General features: G+C 33.8%; 17 protein-coding genes and 1 riboswitch. Of the genes, 7 read left to right on the forward strand and 10 right to left on the reverse strand.

From position 1 onward, the window contains the following. Nucleotides 1–283: 283 nt before the first annotated feature. Nucleotides 284–1,585 carry a TrpB-like pyridoxal phosphate-dependent enzyme gene (locus IJQ68_RS09110; protein WP_292799510.1) on the reverse strand — a complete coding sequence of 434 codons (1,302 nt, stop codon included), beginning with the start codon at nt 1,583–1,585 and terminating at the stop codon, nt 284–286. A 93-nt stretch (nt 1,586–1,678) separates the two neighbouring features. Between IJQ68_RS09110 and IJQ68_RS09115 the strand changes: the two genes are divergently transcribed. Together IJQ68_RS09115 and IJQ68_RS09120 are read left to right on the forward strand one after the other, a co-directional pair. Next, the gene (locus tag IJQ68_RS09115; RefSeq protein ID WP_292799513.1) at nt 1,679–2,716 is read left to right on the forward strand and encodes a DUF1786 domain-containing protein; all 1,038 of its coding nucleotides are present in this window, start codon (nt 1,679–1,681) and stop codon (nt 2,714–2,716) included. Then, complete coding sequence (locus tag IJQ68_RS09120) at nt 2,709–3,368, forward strand: PHP domain-containing protein (protein ID WP_292799516.1); 660 nt, start codon at nt 2,709–2,711, stop codon at nt 3,366–3,368. Before IJQ68_RS09115 ends, IJQ68_RS09120 begins: the two co-directional genes overlap by 8 nt. A gap of 1 nt (nt 3,369) precedes the next feature. Here the strand turns inward: IJQ68_RS09120 and albA are convergent, their stop codons facing one another. Beyond that, nucleotides 3,370–3,636 carry a DNA-binding protein Alba gene (gene albA / locus IJQ68_RS09125; protein WP_292799518.1) on the reverse strand — a complete coding sequence of 89 codons (267 nt, stop codon included), beginning with the start codon at nt 3,634–3,636 and terminating at the stop codon, nt 3,370–3,372. Between the two features lie 22 nt (nt 3,637–3,658). Then, nucleotides 3,659–5,206, reverse strand: coding sequence for a 2-isopropylmalate synthase (locus tag IJQ68_RS09130; protein WP_292799521.1), 1,548 nt, complete (start codon nt 5,204–5,206; stop codon nt 3,659–3,661). A 418-nt stretch (nt 5,207–5,624) separates the two neighbouring features. On the opposite strand from IJQ68_RS09130, the gene IJQ68_RS09135 reads away from it, so the two are divergent. Continuing rightward, nucleotides 5,625–6,350, forward strand: a complete 726-nt coding sequence (locus IJQ68_RS09135; protein ID WP_292799524.1) for a sugar phosphate isomerase/epimerase — start codon at nt 5,625–5,627, stop codon at nt 6,348–6,350. Here the strand turns inward: IJQ68_RS09135 and IJQ68_RS09140 are convergent. Further along, on the reverse strand, nt 6,331–7,125 hold the full coding sequence (locus IJQ68_RS09140; protein WP_292799527.1) for an HAD family hydrolase: 795 nt from the start codon (nt 7,123–7,125) through the stop codon (nt 6,331–6,333). The two genes, IJQ68_RS09135 and IJQ68_RS09140, sit on opposite strands and share 20 nt — an antisense overlap. A 177-nt stretch (nt 7,126–7,302) precedes the next feature. Between IJQ68_RS09140 and gatA the strand changes: the two genes are divergently transcribed. The 3 genes from gatA (at nt 7,303) to IJQ68_RS09155 (ending at nt 10,759) form a co-directional block, all read left to right on the forward strand. Then, nucleotides 7,303–8,673, forward strand: coding sequence for an Asp-tRNA(Asn)/Glu-tRNA(Gln) amidotransferase subunit GatA (gene gatA / locus IJQ68_RS09145; protein WP_292799529.1), 1,371 nt, complete (start codon nt 7,303–7,305; stop codon nt 8,671–8,673). Nucleotides 8,674–8,843: 170 nt separating this feature from the next. Further along, complete coding sequence (locus IJQ68_RS09150) at nt 8,844–10,334, forward strand: AAA family ATPase (RefSeq protein WP_292799532.1); 1,491 nt, start codon at nt 8,844–8,846, stop codon at nt 10,332–10,334. Beyond that, a complete protein-coding gene (locus tag IJQ68_RS09155) occupies nt 10,334–10,759 on the forward strand; it encodes a hypothetical protein (protein WP_292799535.1) in 426 nt (141 codons plus the stop codon). The genes IJQ68_RS09150 and IJQ68_RS09155 overlap by 1 nt, the downstream gene beginning before the upstream one ends. On the opposite strand, the gene ribB is transcribed toward IJQ68_RS09155, so the two are convergent. The 5 genes from ribB to IJQ68_RS09180 all read right to left on the reverse strand — a co-directional run bounded on the left by ribB (nt 10,756) and on the right by IJQ68_RS09180 (nt 13,750). Then, nucleotides 10,756–11,442 carry a 3,4-dihydroxy-2-butanone-4-phosphate synthase gene (gene ribB / locus IJQ68_RS09160; RefSeq protein ID WP_292799538.1) on the reverse strand — a complete coding sequence of 229 codons (687 nt, stop codon included), beginning with the start codon at nt 11,440–11,442 and terminating at the stop codon, nt 10,756–10,758. The genes IJQ68_RS09155 and ribB overlap by 4 nt on opposite strands. A 46-nt stretch (nt 11,443–11,488) precedes the next feature. Further along, nucleotides 11,489–11,624: riboswitch (FMN riboswitch) on the reverse strand. A gap of 47 nt (nt 11,625–11,671) precedes the next feature. Then, nucleotides 11,672–12,244: a hypothetical protein gene (locus IJQ68_RS09165; RefSeq protein ID WP_292799541.1), complete on the reverse strand. Its 573-nt coding sequence runs from the start codon at nt 12,242–12,244 to the stop codon at nt 11,672–11,674. A 17-nt stretch (nt 12,245–12,261) separates the two neighbouring features. Beyond that, nucleotides 12,262–12,972 (reverse strand): ImmA/IrrE family metallo-endopeptidase, encoded by a 711-nt coding sequence (locus IJQ68_RS09170; RefSeq protein WP_292799544.1) that lies wholly within the window; start codon nt 12,970–12,972, stop codon nt 12,262–12,264. Between the two features lie 4 nt (nt 12,973–12,976). Further along, a complete protein-coding gene (locus tag IJQ68_RS09175) occupies nt 12,977–13,297 on the reverse strand; it encodes a helix-turn-helix domain-containing protein (protein WP_292799547.1) in 321 nt (106 codons plus the stop codon). Nucleotides 13,298–13,375: 78 nt separating this feature from the next. Next, complete coding sequence (locus IJQ68_RS09180) at nt 13,376–13,750, reverse strand: DUF120 domain-containing protein (RefSeq protein WP_292799550.1); 375 nt, start codon at nt 13,748–13,750, stop codon at nt 13,376–13,378. 96 nt (nt 13,751–13,846) lie between these two features. Between IJQ68_RS09180 and tfrA the strand changes: the two genes are divergently transcribed. Then, nucleotides 13,847–15,490, forward strand: a complete 1,644-nt coding sequence (gene tfrA / locus IJQ68_RS09185) for a fumarate reductase (CoM/CoB) subunit TfrA (RefSeq protein WP_292799553.1) — start codon at nt 13,847–13,849, stop codon at nt 15,488–15,490. Nucleotides 15,491–15,495: 5 nt separating this feature from the next. On the opposite strand, the gene IJQ68_RS09190 is transcribed toward tfrA, so the two are convergent. After that, the gene (locus IJQ68_RS09190) at nt 15,496–16,800 is read right to left on the reverse strand and encodes an amidohydrolase family protein (RefSeq protein ID WP_292799556.1); all 1,305 of its coding nucleotides are present in this window, start codon (nt 16,798–16,800) and stop codon (nt 15,496–15,498) included. Nucleotides 16,801–16,891: the final 91 nt, after the last annotated feature.

Here is a 16,891-nt window from a genome sequence, read left to right on the forward strand (position 1 = left end):
AATAACTTACAACAAATAAGTTAAACCCTCTAACTTAGATGAGATAAATTATAAGTTAACATGATTAACTTAAAAGAAATAACTTTTAACATTTAAGTTATTATGAATAAGTTAAAAGATTTAAGTTTTAACTATTAAGTTATATTTTATAACTTCTATCTTATAAAGTATTTGTTTTCACAAATAAGTTATTAGTTATAAGTGATAAGTTAAAATAAAAAATAGTTATAAGTTATAACTTATAACAAAAAAATAATAAAAAAATAAAAGAGTGAAAATCACTCTATTTTGCATTTTGCAAGGTACCTTCAAAGTATGAAGCGTAACCTTTTAAATCAAGCATTCCATGACCTGAAAAATTCATGACAATGGTTTTTTCTTCACCAGTCTGTTTGCATTTCAATGCTTCATCAATGGTAGCTTTAATAGCATGGGTAGTTTCAGGAGCAGGAACAATACCTTCAGTACGGGCAAAAGTAATTCCAGCTTCAAATACATCTTTTTGATGGACTGACCTAGGGGAAATGTAACCTTCTTTAGTTAAAAGTGAAACAATAGGTGACATACCATGATATCTTAATCCGCCAGCATGAACTGAAGGTGCAACGAAGTCATGTCCTAAGGTGAACATCTTGAGCATTGGAGTAAAACCATTTACGTCACCGAAATCATAATCATATGAACCTTCAGTTAATGTAGGACATGCGCTAGGCTCAACTGCAATGAATTCAGTATCTGAATTACCGTCAATCTTATCTTTAATGAAAGGGAATAAAGATCCTGCTAAATTACTTCCTCCACCGGCACATGCAATCATGACATCGGGCTCTTCTTCAGCTTTTTCCAATTGAACTTTTAATTCCTGACCGATAATGGTTTGATGTAACATTACATGGTTTAAAACACTACCTAAGGAGTATTTTACTTCATCATTAAGTAAAGCTTCTTCCATAGCTTCAGAAATAGCTACACCTAAGGAACCAGGGTGATCTGGGTTTTCCTTAAGGATTTGACGACCGATTTGGGTATTTTCACTAGGTGAAGCGAAGACATTTCCATTATAGATGTTCATAATGTTTTTTCTGTCTGGCTTTTGATTGAATGATACTTTAACCATATATACTGTACATTCCAAATCAAGCATGTTACAGGCAAGGGATAGGGCTGTACCCCATTGACCAGCACCGGTTTCAGTAGTTAATCTTTCAACACCTTCCTTTTTAGCGAAATATGCCTGAGGAATAGCTGAGTTTAACTTATGAGACCCTGTAGGGGAAGTATCTTCCCTTTTATAATAAATCTTAGCTGGAGTATTTAAATATTTTTCAAGTCTTGTTGCTCTAAACAAAGGAGAAGGTCTGCCGACCTGCATATACAATTCTCTCACTTCATCTGGAATTGTTATGTATCTGTCAGGTGAGAATTCTTGTTCTAAGCCAGCTTTGGTAAAAGCCTTTTGTAAGTCTGAAATTTGATCTTTTCCTTCACTATTTTTTGGTTCTGGAAGTGGAGTAGGCAAGTCTGCCAATATATTATACCATTGTTTTGGCACTTCATCAGAATCTAAAGTAATCTTATAATTCATGTTAATAAATTTAGATTAATGTACTATTTAAAACTTTGTTGTACAAAAAAGTACAATTAATATATTAATAAAATGAATACAATAAAATTTAATATGAGAATCTTAGCAATTGATGTTGGAACAGGAACACAAGACATTATGATATATGATGACGAAAAAGAACTGGAAAATTCCATTAAACTAGTTTTACCGTCCCCCCATATGTTTATCTCCCAACAGATAAGGGAAATTGAAAATGACCTTTATTTTAATGGGGAAATAATGGGTGGAGGAAAAATAAAAAGAAGCCTTCAAGAGCATATGGATAAGGGATATAAGGTAGTTATGGAAGAAATTCCGGCTAAAACAATAAGAGATAAAATATCCCAAGTTGAAGCAATAGGAATTGAAATAGCTTCACCTGATAAGGAATATAAGGATTACACAAAAATAACACTTGGAGATATCAATATCACCCAACTGTCTGAGTTTTTATTGGGATATGATTTGGAATTCGATTTCGATGAGATTGCCATTGCAGTTCAAGATCACGGATATAATGAAAACATGGGTGACAGAGATTTCAGATTCGAAAAAATCAGAGAAAAGTTAAGTGAACCAATAAAGCCTGAAGAATTCTCATTTAAAGGAAATGTTCCAGAGTACTACACTAGAATGAAAGCTGTCGAAAGATGCCTGGAAAATGAGGGAATAGAAATAAAACCTGTGTTAATGGATACCAAATTCGCATCAATAGCTGGAATGTGTCATGATGAAACCGCATCAAAGCTGAATAGCTACATTGCAATAGATATAGGTAACGGACACACAACCGCAGCATCAATAGAAAACGGGAAAATACAGGCAATATTTGAACATCATACATCATCACTAACTCCAGAAAGTTTGGAAAATTACCTAAAAAGACTTGCTGATGGAATAATAACCAATGAGGAAGTCTACAATGATCATGGCCATGGAGCACATGTAATAAATCCGATTTCAAAAATCGAAAAGGTTATTGTAACCGGACCTAAACGTGAACTGATTGAAAAGACAAATCTTGACTGGCATCATGCATGTCCTGGAGGTGATGTTATGATGACAGGTACCATAGGACTTATTAAAACCCTAGAGGCATTGCATGTTTAAGATGGATTCCCATATTCACAGCGAATATTCTCCCGATTCTAAATCTAAACTGGAAGATATCTTTAAGGTTGCCAAATCCAGAAATATTGGTATCATTGCAATAAGCGACCACAACACTGTTGAAGGGTCAAAAGAAGCTCGAAAATTAACAAAAGATGATGATTTGCTGGTAATCCCATCTATAGAAATATCTTCATTAACCGGCCATATTTTGGGTTTTGGATGTGAAGAGTATGTTAAAAGGGATTTGCCCGGAGCCGAAACCATTGACCTGATTCATGACCAGGGCGGCATTGCAATAATACCTCATCCGTACTGCTTTTACAGGCATGGACTTTTATGCAAAGAGGATTATAAGGACTTAAAAATTGATGCAATCGAAACAAGAAATGCCCGTTTCATAGTTGGCTACTGTAACAGTAAGGCAAAAAAATTATCCGAAAAAGAGAATTTGCCTGCACTGGGAGCCAGTGATGCTCATTACTACAAGTTTGTAGGAGACTGCTATTCAAAAATTGACTGTGAAAAGGATATAGACAGCGTATTAAAGGCTATTAAAAAAAATAAGGTAGAAGCATTTGGAAAAGGAACGTCCAATATCAGATTGTCCAAATACTTGTTGGATTTTAAAATACTAAAAAAATTTGATTGAACTATTTTTCGAGTTTGATTTCAATGATAGAAACATTGGTTTTTTCACTATTGTAATTTTCAACCTCTTCAGTTGAAATTTGGATATCGGCAACAACTGCATCCTGAACAAAACTGTTTCTGACAATTTCTGCTGTGTCTACTGCACGGCTGATAGCTTTTCCTCTAGCTCTTAAAGTAACTGAATCATTGTCATTGAATTGTGTTACTACAGCTAATACATAGTTCATTACAGGTTTGTTACCTATGAATATAGTATTTTCTTCCATTATTCTATCTCCTTTATTATTTTCATAAATTTATTTCAGATCTTTGGATTAATATTAATTTGTTAATTGAATCCAATACAGCTAGAACACTAGCCATAACAATATCATCATTGATAGCCCTACCTGTAGATTTATTGCCTTCATTATCTGATGAAATAACGAAAACATCAGCTAAAGCATCAGTACCGCCGTTAATAGCTTCAAGATTATATTCTTCAAGCTCAATATCCATTGTATCCTGAATAAGTTCACGAATAGCATTTAATGCAGCGTCAACAGGTCCGACACCAGTATTGGATGTTTCTTTTTCAACACCGTCTATTTCAAGTTTGACTGTTGCAGTTGGAGATACGACTTCGCCGCACAACAATCCAAAACCCTTTAACTTGATTGGAGTTTCACGTGCTGAACCTAATTCCGTCAATGCTATTGCCTTTAAATCATCGTCTGTGACACATCTTCCCCTATCACCTAAAGCCTTGATTTGGGCAAAAACCTTATCAAATTGCTCATCACTTAAGTCAATATGATAATCCTTTAATTTTGATTTTAAAGCGTTGGCTCCTGTGTGTTTTCCTAAAACAATTTTTCTGGAATGACCTACCAGTTCAGGAGAAATAGGCTCATAAGTAGAAGAATTATTTAAAATTCCATGTACATGAATGCCTGATTCGTGTGCAAATGCATTGTCTCCGACTATAGGTTTATTTACGGGCATTTTTACACCAGTTAATCTAGCAACAAATTCTGATATGCTATAAATTTGAGTAGTATCAATGTCCAGGTCTATTCCATAAGCGGCATGGAGTGCTATAACAATCTCTTCAAGTGAAGTATTACCTGTTCTTTCTCCCATACCATTTACCGTGACATGTGCCTGATTAGCTCCACATTCAATAGCTGTTAACGTATTGGCAGTAGCCAAACCAAAGTCATTGTGAAAATGAACACTTATTGGTGTTTTAAAACTGCTTTTAATATCTGTTAATAAGTCTCTTGTAAGAATTGGAGTTAAAATACCCACAGTATCAGGAATATCCAAAAAATCAGCTCCCGCATCGACGATTTCACCAAAGATTTCAAAAAGGAAATCCCTTTCAGTTCGGGTAGCGTCTTCTGCTGAAAATTCAACGGCCAAACCATGGTCTTTAGCATATTCAACCGCTTCAACTGCAGTGGAAATGATTTTTTCCTTAGACATTTTAAGTTTATAGTCTCTGTGTAATGGAGAAGTTCCTATAAATGTATGAATATAATCCAGATCAGCATCTAAAACGGCGTCGATATCATTTTTAGAACTTCTGGCCAAGCCGACTATGGTGGAATCTAAACCCAAAGATTTGATTTTCCTATTGGATTGAAGTTCTCCATTGGAAGCGGCGGGAAAACCGGCTTCTATTTTATCGACTCCTAAACTGTCAAGCTTTTGAGCAATCTGAATCTTTTCATCAACAGTTAGGGCGACACCTGGAGTTTGCTCGCCATCTCTAAGAGTGGTATCAAAAATATAAATTTTATCAGCTAAATTCATATTTTCCCTTTTTAATATTTCTATGTCATCGCCATACATAAGATTAAATCTCCATAGGTATAATTAATTATTTTTATAAATTAAATACTTATCGTTTATTTATACTAGCAATAGAATAATAGATGTACATAAAAATGACAATAACCTATTTAAAATGTACATATTAATACATTGCCTTAAAATTTAAGTTAAAAGACTATTTTTTAAATATTTAAAATATGAAAATAATTTTTGTAAAATTGATGATTTTTTATCAAAATTACAAAAGGATGTACATATAATAATATGTATTATGAAGGTTTAAAATTATTGGCATTTTATTTGAAATTGATGATTAATTTTATACTTACCATACTATGAACTATTAATTTAATCAATCATTTCTTCAAGAAAAATGAAGGTGTGTGTGAATCAAAAATCAATAACATAATATTTAATCATAAACAAAAATATCTATATGAAAATCGGATTTACAACTCTATGCATGTTCATGGATGACAACCTGAAAATCATCGAGACCGCCCATGAGCATGACTTTGAAATGATAGAAATTCTTGGGGAATCACCATTTTTCATGAAAGACAACACGATGGCGTTTAAGGACTGCGGACTGGAAGTGTGCATACATGCTCCAACTGTTGACATTAACATTGCAAGCTTGAATACGGGAATTAAAGCGGAAAGCGTGAAGCAGATGAAAGACTGCATTGACTATGCGGAAAGCATCAACGCCCGTGCAATCACCATTCATGCAGGTAAAATTGGCCGTAACGATCCACCGCTTAGAAAACAGGCTCTGGAATTTGCATGTGAAAGCATTTGCGAACTGGTAGATTATGCTGATAATGTAATCGTTTCCGTTGAAAACATGCCAGTGAGACCTGCATTTCTTGGAAACAAGATAGAGGAACTTGAAATGTTTAAAAGTGAATGCGGGTGCGGAATCACAATTGATGTCGGACATGGAAATACCACAGGCAACAACAAAGAACTTCTGGAATTGAAGGGAATTACCTACTGTCATCTGAATGACAATGACGGAGTAAAGGACCAGCACATACCGCTGGGTGATGGAACACTGGATTTAGATATATTAAAAAAAGTTGAAAGAGGAATTATTGAGTTAAATAACTTTGATAATGTATTGAAAAGCAAAGAAGTGATTAAAAATCTATTTGACTAACTTGCCTTATGTTTTCAATTATATAGTCTGTCTTATCCATTAGCTTAGGTGACACTTCTTCCTGCTGCTCTATAGTTAATACGCTGACGTCAGCTCGTTTAAATGCCAGAACATCATTTAGGCCATCACCTACCATCATTACCTTATAGCCGTCATCCTGAAGGGACTTAACGACTTCGCATTTACCTCGAGTTGTAACGCTTCCATGAGCGTTGTCCTTATTAACACCCAACATGTCAGCCAATCTGTTAATAGCACCTTTTCTGTCTCCTGAAGCCAATACGATTTCACAGCCCTGAGACTTTAAGCTGTTAACGGTATCAAGCACACCGTCAAACAATTTTCCTGCAGAAGTAATAGTGTAAGCTATAATTCCAACATCCATGTCTAAAATAACAGCAGATCCATTGCACAGCTCCATATGAGGAACCTTTTGTCTTAATATTGGAAATCCGTCTGTGATATCGGACACAACAGCGGATTTTTCATTGTATAGGATTTCTTTTACTTCATCTTTAGTGGTTTCAAAATTGGTAAAGCTTACATCAAAATCAATGTTGAATTCCTTTATAACATCTGACAACAATGTATTTGAATCTAACTCCAGCAGCTTATTTGTATTGTACTGAAGGACAACCAAAGCTAGAGAATCTTTCTGGTCAATCAAATCTAGAGAATTGATGTCAGTGAAGAGATTACCTGAAATGACATCCTTAATAACCCTATAACGCTCAATCAATGTTCCTGAATTATCAAACACAACAGCCTTTTTCATATTTAATAATAGCATTTTGTTATTATTTAAAAGTTTTTAGAAATCAGTTATAAGTTATAAGTGATTCATAAAGCTATTTAATTATAAATTATAAGTAATATTTACTTTCAAAAAAACCAAGTTATATAAATATTAAAAAATAAACCTATATTTATTATATTTATGTAAGGTGTTTTAATGAACGTTATTGAAAAATTAAACTCCATCAAAAACGGAGAATTAACCGCTAAGGAAAATGTTGAAAACTTCCTTAAAGTTATTAAAGAAAAAAATGACTCCATTAATGCTTTCATTGAATTAAACGAAGAAAATGCATTAAAACAGGCGGAAGCTATTGATGCGAAAATAGCTAATGGAGAAGAAGTTGGAAGCTTAGCAGGTTTAGTGTTTGGAATTAAAGCAAATATTAATGTTGAAGATATAATCATTTCTGCAGCTTCAAAAACATTGGAAGATTACTACGGAAGTTACAATGCAACTGTTGTCGATAATATATTAGCAGAAGATGGAATAATTATCGGTATTGCAAACATGGATGAATTTGCAGCTGGTAGTTCAACTGAAACTTCCTATTATGGACCAACTCAAAACCCTAAAGCATTAGGAAGAATTCCTGGTGGTTCATCAGGTGGTAGTGCTGCAGCTGTTGCAGCCGGAATGTGTGATATAGCATTAGGTTCAGATACCGGAGGATCCATCAGAAACCCTGCATCACATTGTGGCGTTATAGGATTTAAACCGACATACGGTGCAGTTTCAAGACAAGGTTTGCTTGACCTGTCAATGAGTCTAGACCAAATCGGTCCTTTTGCAGAAGATGTCAGCGGTATCGCACTTGCATTGAACACTATCGTTGACTATGATGAAACCGAATGTACTACCTTGAACTGGGAAGAGCCGGATTTCACAGAATGTCTTGAAGACAAATCCCTTGAAGGTATGAAAATAGCAATATGTAAAGACTTCATTGAAGTAACAGACGATGAAATCAATAAAACCGTCAACAAAGCTATTAACAAATTGGTTGATGCCGGTGCTGAACTTGTTGAAGTGTCATTTGACCATATCGACTTATGTTTACCAACATACTACCTAATCAATTATGTTGAATTCTTCTCAGCTACAAGAAAATACGATGGAAGGGAATACGGTTCCAGAATCGAAGAAGTTTGTGGAGATGAAGTATTAAGAAGAATTAAAATAGGTTCACACATTGCACAAGCTGAATTCAGCGGAAAATACTACAAAAAAGCACTTCAGGCAAGATCCCTTATCCGTAACGAGATCAATGCAATGCTTGAAAACGTTGACTTGATTGTAGGTCCGACCGTGCCTAAACTTCCACATGAAATAGGTGAAGAATTGGACACTATGGAAATGTATGCTTACGATGTATTAACAGTTATTGCTAACCTTGCAGGAATCCCTGCAGCAAGTATCCCAGCAGGAACAGTTAATGACATACCAGTAGGTCTTCAAATACAGGCTAAACCATTAGAAGATGAAAAAATTGTTAAAGCAATGGCTGTATTTGAAAATACTCAATAATTAAAGGGTTTTTAACCCTAACCATTTTATTTTTTTACAATTAACCATTGAAGTAAAAATACTAAAATAGTACTTAAATATAGCATATTTAATATAAATTTTACACTTGAAATGCATGTCTAAAAAAACTTAAAACTTATAAAAATCATAAGTCTATTTGAGGTTATTTTATGACAAAAATTGGACTTGCTTATGTAAAAGGTGCTGTTCCCGGATTTGAACAATTTGGAAATTTACCGACAGACATCGTCAAGGAAAACGGTTTGGTTAATGGAAACAAAGCAAGCGATGAACTTGACGCATTGATTATACCTGGTGGAACATTAATAGAATCCAATGACATTGACATGGACTTGAACAAGGAAATCCTGAAAATGGCTAAACAGGGAAAACCGATTATCGGAATATGCGCCGGTTTTCAGCTGCTTTCAAACCAGATTGATATAGGGCGCAAATCAGAAGTCCCTATCATAAAAGACGGATTGGGTTTGATTGACGTTGAATTCTCACCGCTGATTACAAGTGACAGGGTTGTAGCTAAAGTTTATGATAACTCTTTTATAACAAAAAATCAAAATGAAGATGTTAAGGGATTCCATACACATACCTACGGAAAGGTTGTTGGTGATGCAAAGCCTCTGTTTTACTCAAAAGTCCAAAGAATGAATTATGGAGATACCAATAAGGCCGGAGACTATAATATATTCTCCGGAGCATGTAATGACGATGGAAATGTCATCGGTACAATGATACACAACATTTTAGATGAAAATCCGATTATTGTAGAAAATTTCCTTAATCAAATAGATGCAACGGATGTTGAAGAAATTTACAGTAGAAACAAAACTGTGAAAAAGTATATTTTATCTGAAGTTGGAATCGGCACTAATATAAAGATACCTCAAGGAAAAATTAATGACAAACCGAAATTCCTAATGATAGGAAGTAACGGGTCCGATTCCGGAAAAACATTCATATTGACTGGTTTGGCCGGAGCATTAAGAAAAAGGGGATATAAGGTAGCGCTTCTTAAAGTTGGTCCTGATGTGCGTGATATTATACCGGGATTATACTTGACAAAAGACTATATGAATGACTTCAGCTCAATAAAAATAGGACACCTTGGATGGAGCGACATAGAATCTACAATAGCCAGACTGAATTCTTCAGACTATGATATTGTACTGATTGAAGGAGTAATGAGTGTGTTTACCGGTTTGTTGAATGAAAAAGTACCGTTTTCAGCAGCCGAAATTGCAATGTCATCAAATATACCGATGCTTCTAATATCTGGAGTTAACAAGGGAGGAATTGAATCCGCTGCAGTAGATTTAGTAGCACATGCAAACATGCTTGAGAAATTTAATGTAGATGTCAAGGGAATTTTATTGAATAAAGTATATAATGAAAATATATTCGATAACGTCGTTCCATATATTCGCAACAATTCAAATGTCGATGAAGTGTTAAGCGTTGGAAAGCTTAAGCTTGAAACAAGAGGCTTCACACCGGAAATTGAAATAAGATATGACCTGTTTACAAAAGCTGCCCTTGATTTGGTGGAAGAATCACTAGATATTGATAAAATTGCCGATATGGCCCAGGAAGTCAAGTTCAATCGCATAATTCCATTTGAAGAAATTAAAGATAAGGTGATATAATGGCACTTAATTTAAGCCCTGAACAGGGCGTTAAGCTAACAAAAAAAGACAGGGTTCAGGTTGCAAGAAAAATACGCCAGGGATGGAAAGCAAACTGTCTGATTCCCGATTATGTATTTGACGAAAACGGAGACATTCAAATAGGATCCGATAAAAACCGTCGCGTAGTCAAAAAAGTCAAGATACTTGATGACGGGATTCATTTTGAAAAGGCTCTAAAAAACAAGACACTGAGAGTTCCATGGGACAAAATCTCTCTTATTGAACCGACAAAAGAAGTTAGGGACGGTTTAAAAATAGGAATGTATGATGGAAAATACGTTGTTTTCAGCATTTATAACTCATATAAAATACAGCAAATCACTCAATTTATAATTGAGCATATTAAAAATAAAAAAATGGATAATACTAACATGTACAGTTAGTATTCTTCTAAATATTTTTTAATGATATCGTTTCCTCTAAGAAGAACCAAATCATTATCTTCAGCATATTTTTTTGCATCATCGAATGATGTAGCCTGACCGGTTTCACCATCCATCATTTCACAAACGACACAAACAGGAGTGACCCCTGCCATTTCACACATTGCAAGACCGATTTCTGTGTGTCCTCTTCTGTTTTTGACAGTATCAACCGCTCCTCTTAAAAGACAGACATGACCTGGTGATCTGAAAGTTTTACCGAACTCATCAAATCTTTCATCCCTGAACATTTTAGCCATTTCACTAATAGTCATTGCCCTGTCGTGGTCTGTAACACCAGTGAATGATTTTCTGTGATTTACCCAAATTGAAAATGAAGACCTTTCATCGTACGGAATGTCATTAGGAGCAAGTTCAGCTAAATTTGGATACTTTTTAGTAGCTGCTTCCATAATATCAACCATAAAAGGCAAGTTGATTTCATCACAGAATTTGGAACTGATACAGTTACAGATTAATCCGCCAGCATCGTTTCTCATAGTAGCTATGGATTTAGGAGTTACAAACTCTGAAGCGATAATCATGTCGATTTCGCCTTCTCTGTCATCATTGTCGTATACTAAAATAAATTTACCTTGTCTTAAGGCTTCAAAACCTTTTTCTAAATCTGTTTCTTGATTCATAGTAATGTCTCCTTGTGTACTAGAACCAGGGTTAAAAATATAATCTACTTATTCTCTTTCATCCGGACTGTCACCGTCGGTTTTGGAATTTCACCAAATCAACACATTTCCTTCGTGCTCGTGGACTTATTTTGTTAAAATCACCACCGGTGGAGAATTTCACTCTACCCCTGAGAACGTATTAAAAAATATATCAGTTATATATAAAATACTTTATGGTTTAATTATATTAACTAATATTTTTCAAATATTGCTGTGAATCATTAGGAAAGATATACTTATAATACTCTAAAAAAGAATTAGCAGGTAATTTCCTTTTTTTATTAAGCATGTCATTCCAAATAGAATTTGCTTCTTTTTCTGTAATAATTTGATTTTCAAAAGAAATGGCTATAATCATGGATGAAGTTAAAAGAGTTAAATTAAATTTTTTTACATAACTTTTTACATCACTTAGATTATTAGAAGCTATAATTCCATCATTTACTATAGCATAAGATAATGCAGCAGCTTCACCTTTTCCAACAACCTTAAAATTATCCCAATATCCATTTTTAATACATTTATATTTTGTATACTCTTCAGAAAAAATATCCATATTTATAATCTTTACAAAACCTGAACTAATAATGTCATTAAATGATTTTTTGAGCATAGGATCATTGCATAACAGAATTAACTCATCATATGCAGGTTTTGGAATATTAATTTCCTTAAATAGCTTTTTTAATATAAAAACTTTATCAATTACTAAAAAAGTAAAAAAACAATCGGTATCATAGAATATTTGTTTCTTAAACAAAAGAAACACCCTTTTTATTATTTGTATATGATATCCGCTCTATAATTTCTAATAAAAATTTCATCATGCATTCCTTTAGAAATTTTATTTTTACTAAAAACTTCTTCAGTCAAAGGAATAATAGAACCTAATGAATAAAAGTGTTTATTAGATGGAGATGGCTCATATAATTCAGTGTCAAATCCTAATTTTTTAGAATTTCTTATAACATTTAGTTTAAATTTTTTGAATTCATCAAGTGAAATTAAATCTTCTTTTCTTAATCTATTCAATAGATGTGAATGGCTAATTTGAAAAAATTGTTCGCATTTAATCATATCTTTTAAATCCCAATTTATAATATTATTTCGATAAATATAATCAGATAATGCACAATCAGGCATTAATAATGAAGATGCGAAATTATTAGCATTTATTTCACTCTCAATATTAATATTATCAGTGCAAACAATCCATCCGTCTGATTTTTCATGGAGTAAATGATATAATTCATGCGCAAAAGTGAAATTTTGTCTGCCTTTAGAATGAGTTGAATTAATTAAAACCAAATAATCTGTACTATTTTTTGAACAACATCCACTGATAAATTGGTCCATTTCTAACCATTGAATAGTTAAATTATTAATCTTATCTAAACAAATAGAAAAAATATTCAAAGGAGAATAACTATCAATACCCCATTTTCTTCTTTGTTTCAATGCTAAATCATCAATATCATTTTTTAACATTAGATTACTCCTCATTTAATTCTCTTAGTAATTTTAAATAATTCATTGTTTCATTTATTTTAGCAATTACATTTAAATCAACATTTTTATCAATTCTAAAAGCAATTTTAGGCGCATTATATTCATCAGATTCACCTAAAATATATTCAGGAGAACAATTATAGAGTAAACAAAGTTTATCTAACAAATCCAAATTTAAATTTCGTTTATCCCTTTCAATTTTAGATAAATTACTTTGATCTATACCTAAATAATTACTAACTTGTTTTTGAGAAAATCCATGATTTTTACGTAATTGTTTAAGTCTACTAATATTTTTTTCCATTTTAATTACCTAAATAATTATATATTAATTATATAAATATCTGTCATATTAATATATTTAAAATTATCTAAAAATAGGTCAAAATTCAATGCTTACGATATCGCCGTCTTCAAGATTCAGCTCATCTCTCAATTTTTTCTCAGCAATGAATTCAAGATAGTTTTCTGTGTGTTCGGTTTTTGCCGGGAACACAATTGCACCTTCAACATCATCATTTAAAACAGCTTTGATATATTTAACAGCACCAAAGCCTTCATCAGGCTTAATGATATTTTCACAGCTGTCTTTAACCTCATTTATTTGGTCTAAATATTCTTCCGGTACAATAATATTCAATGTTCCTGGATATGGCTTAAAACCGCAATTTTTGATAAAATTATTAACATAAAAGTCCTGTGAAAGGAAAAAGGCCGCTTTTCCCAAACCCGTTGTTACTTCACCATTAAGTTTCATCTAATAACCTCTCTATGATTATATTCTAATTAACATATTTATATTAATTATTAAAAATAAAAATAATTATTAACAAATCAGATGAAAGGTATTAAAATGGAAGTTAAAAAAATTAAAACAGATGTGTTAATTGTAGGGTCCGGTGGAGCCGGTTCAAGGGCAGCTATTGAAGTTGACGACGCTGGTCTTAAGGCAACAATTGTATCAAAAGGACTATCATTCAGATCCGGCTGTACAGGAATGGCTGAAGGAGGATATAATGCAGTTTTTAAGGCTGTTGATGAAGAAGACTCAATCGATGCCCATATAAAAGATACATTAAAAGGCGGAAGCTATCTTAATGATGAAAAACTGGTTAATATCCTAGTCAACGAATCGCCAAAAAGACTGATTGACTTGGAAAACTATGGTGCATTATTTGACAGACAGGAAAACGGTAAAATTGCACAAAGGCCATTCGGTGGTCAGACATACAGAAGAACATGCTTCCAGGGAGACAGAACCGGTGCTGAACTTTTAAATGCTTTAAAAGAAGAGATTATCAGAAGAGATATTGAATGCATTGAAGAAGTTATGATAACCTCTTTAGTTCAGGACGGCATCCAAGTGATTGGAGCAACCGGATTTGACCTGAAAGATTCAAGCATTATATATTTCCAGGCAAAAGCCGTGATATTTGCAAGCGGTGGAGCCGGTCAGCTATACCCTGTAACTTCCAATACCTTTCAGAAAAACGGGGACGGCTTTGCAATAGCATACAGAGCCGGCGCAAACCTTATTGATATGGAGCAGGTTCAATTCCACCCTACAGGAATGGTAACTCCCGAATCCAAGAAAGGAGTTTTAGTGACAGAAGCTGTAAGGGCTGAAGGCGGCAAGCTATTAAATAAGAATGGTGAACGTTTCATGGCCAAATATTCACCTGAAAAGATGGAGCTGTCAACACGTGATGTTGTTGCAAGATCAATCTATCAGGAAATCATCGAAGGAAGAGGCAGCGAACACGGCGGAGTATACCTTGACATTTCACATCTTGACGATGATTTGATTGATGAAAAACTTGAAACTATGGTCCTGCAGTTTGAAAATGTTGGCGTTGACATCAAACATGAACCTATAGAAGTTGCTCCAACAGCACATCACTTTATGGGCGGAATTAAAATAAATACTGATGCATCAACATCCCTTCCAAATCTGTTTGCCTGCGGAGAGGTATGCGGCGGAGTCCATGGTGCCAACCGTTTAGGCGGTAACGCTCTGGCCGATACACAGGTATTCGGAAAAATCGCCGGTGAAAGTGCTGCAAAAGCTGCTAAAGAAAGTGAACTTAAAGTTAATGATGAAATGTTTTTAGCTGAAAAGCAAAGAATCGAAGGATTAATAAAACCGGGATCCATTAAAGCTTCTGAATTTAAGGAAAACATCAAAAAGCTGATGTGGGAAAAAGTGGCTATTGTACGTGAAGAAAAGACTTTAAACGAAGCGCTTAAGCAATTGCAGGAAATGCAAAAGGATTTAGATAATATTGATGTATCTGACAAAAATCAGTACAACACCGAGTTAATGACTGCATTGGAAGTAATTAATATGGTTGAAATCTGTATTCTGGTTGTTAAATCAGCAATATTGCGTCGTGAAAGCAGAGGCGCTCACTTTAGAAGTGATTTTCCTGAAAGCAATGACGCCTGGAAAAGAAGTATCGTTTTAAACAAAAATAAAATAAAATTTGAAGCAAGATAAAAAAATTAGAGAGCTTTTTTAAGCTCATCTATTGTAATTCTTGCTTTTTCATAAATTTCAGCTTCATCCAATGTAGTCAGTTTCTTGTTTTCCATCAATATTTTACCATTACAGATTGTAGTGTCTACGTTAGATCCGTTAGCAGAATAAATAACATTGGAACTTAAGTTAGAACTATCCGGAACCATATTAGCATTATTTGTATCAATTAAGATTAAGTCTGCTTTTTTGCCGACTTCAACAGATCCAATTTCATCATCCAATCCCAGAGCCTTAGCACCGTTAATGGTTCCCATAACCAATGCCTCATCGGATGTGAGAACCTTAGGATCAAGAGTTGAAACCTTTTGAAGCAAACTGGCAGTTTTCAATTCCTCAATCAGGTCCAAGTTATTGTTTGATGAAGCGCCGTCTGTTCCGATTGAAACACAGATATCGTTTTCAAGCAATTTGGATACAGGTGCTATTCCTGAAGCCAGTTTCATGTTACTGCATGGATTGTGTGAAATTTTAACATCATTTTTCTTAATTATCTCAATTTCATCATCACTTAACCATACGCAATGGGCACAGACTACATCAGGACCTAAAAATCCTATTGAATCCAAATATTCAAATGGTCTTAATCCTTTTTCGGCTGAAACATCATCAATTTCCTTTTGAGTTTCACTTACATGAATATGAATCTTAATTCCGTTTTCATCAGCTAATCTGCGAACTTCTTTCAATAGCTCTTCTGAAGCTGTATATGGTGAATGCGGTCCGAAAAATACTTTTATTCTTCCGTCAGCCGTATCATGACAATTCTTAAATAAAGTCATGTTTTCTTCAATTTCAGCTTTTCTTCTTTCCTCATCACCAAAGTCAATCATACCGTATGAGAGTACTGCCCTTATTCCAGACTCATCAACTGCCCTTGCAACATCTTCCATATAAAAGTACATGTCTGAAAATGTTGTGGTACCTGATTTGATAAGTTCAACAGCTCCTAAAAGAGCTCCAATATAACAATAATCACCGTTAAGATTTGCTTCCATTGGCCATATGTTGTCATTTAACCATTCATCAAGACTCAAATCATCGGCAAGTCCTCTGAATAATGTCATTGACAAATGGGTATGTGTATTTACAAGACCCGGAAGTAAAATTTTATCGGTTGCATCAATTATTTTATCCACATTTTCTTGTGATATATTATCTGAAATTTCACAAATCAAATCATTTTTAATTAATAAATCCTTTTTACCTTCATAATTAACATTAGGATTTAAAATTAATGCGTTTTTAATTAAAATTGTATTATTTACCATATTAATATGTCTAAGTGTGATATTATATAAATTTTTCATTATAATATAGTGATTAGCTTTAAAAATGTTAAAAATGAATTTAGAAGAAAAA

It is taken from the genome of Methanobrevibacter sp., from assembly GCF_017447225.1.
In the GTDB taxonomy this organism is placed as follows: Archaea; Methanobacteriota; Methanobacteria; order Methanobacteriales; family Methanobacteriaceae; genus Methanocatella.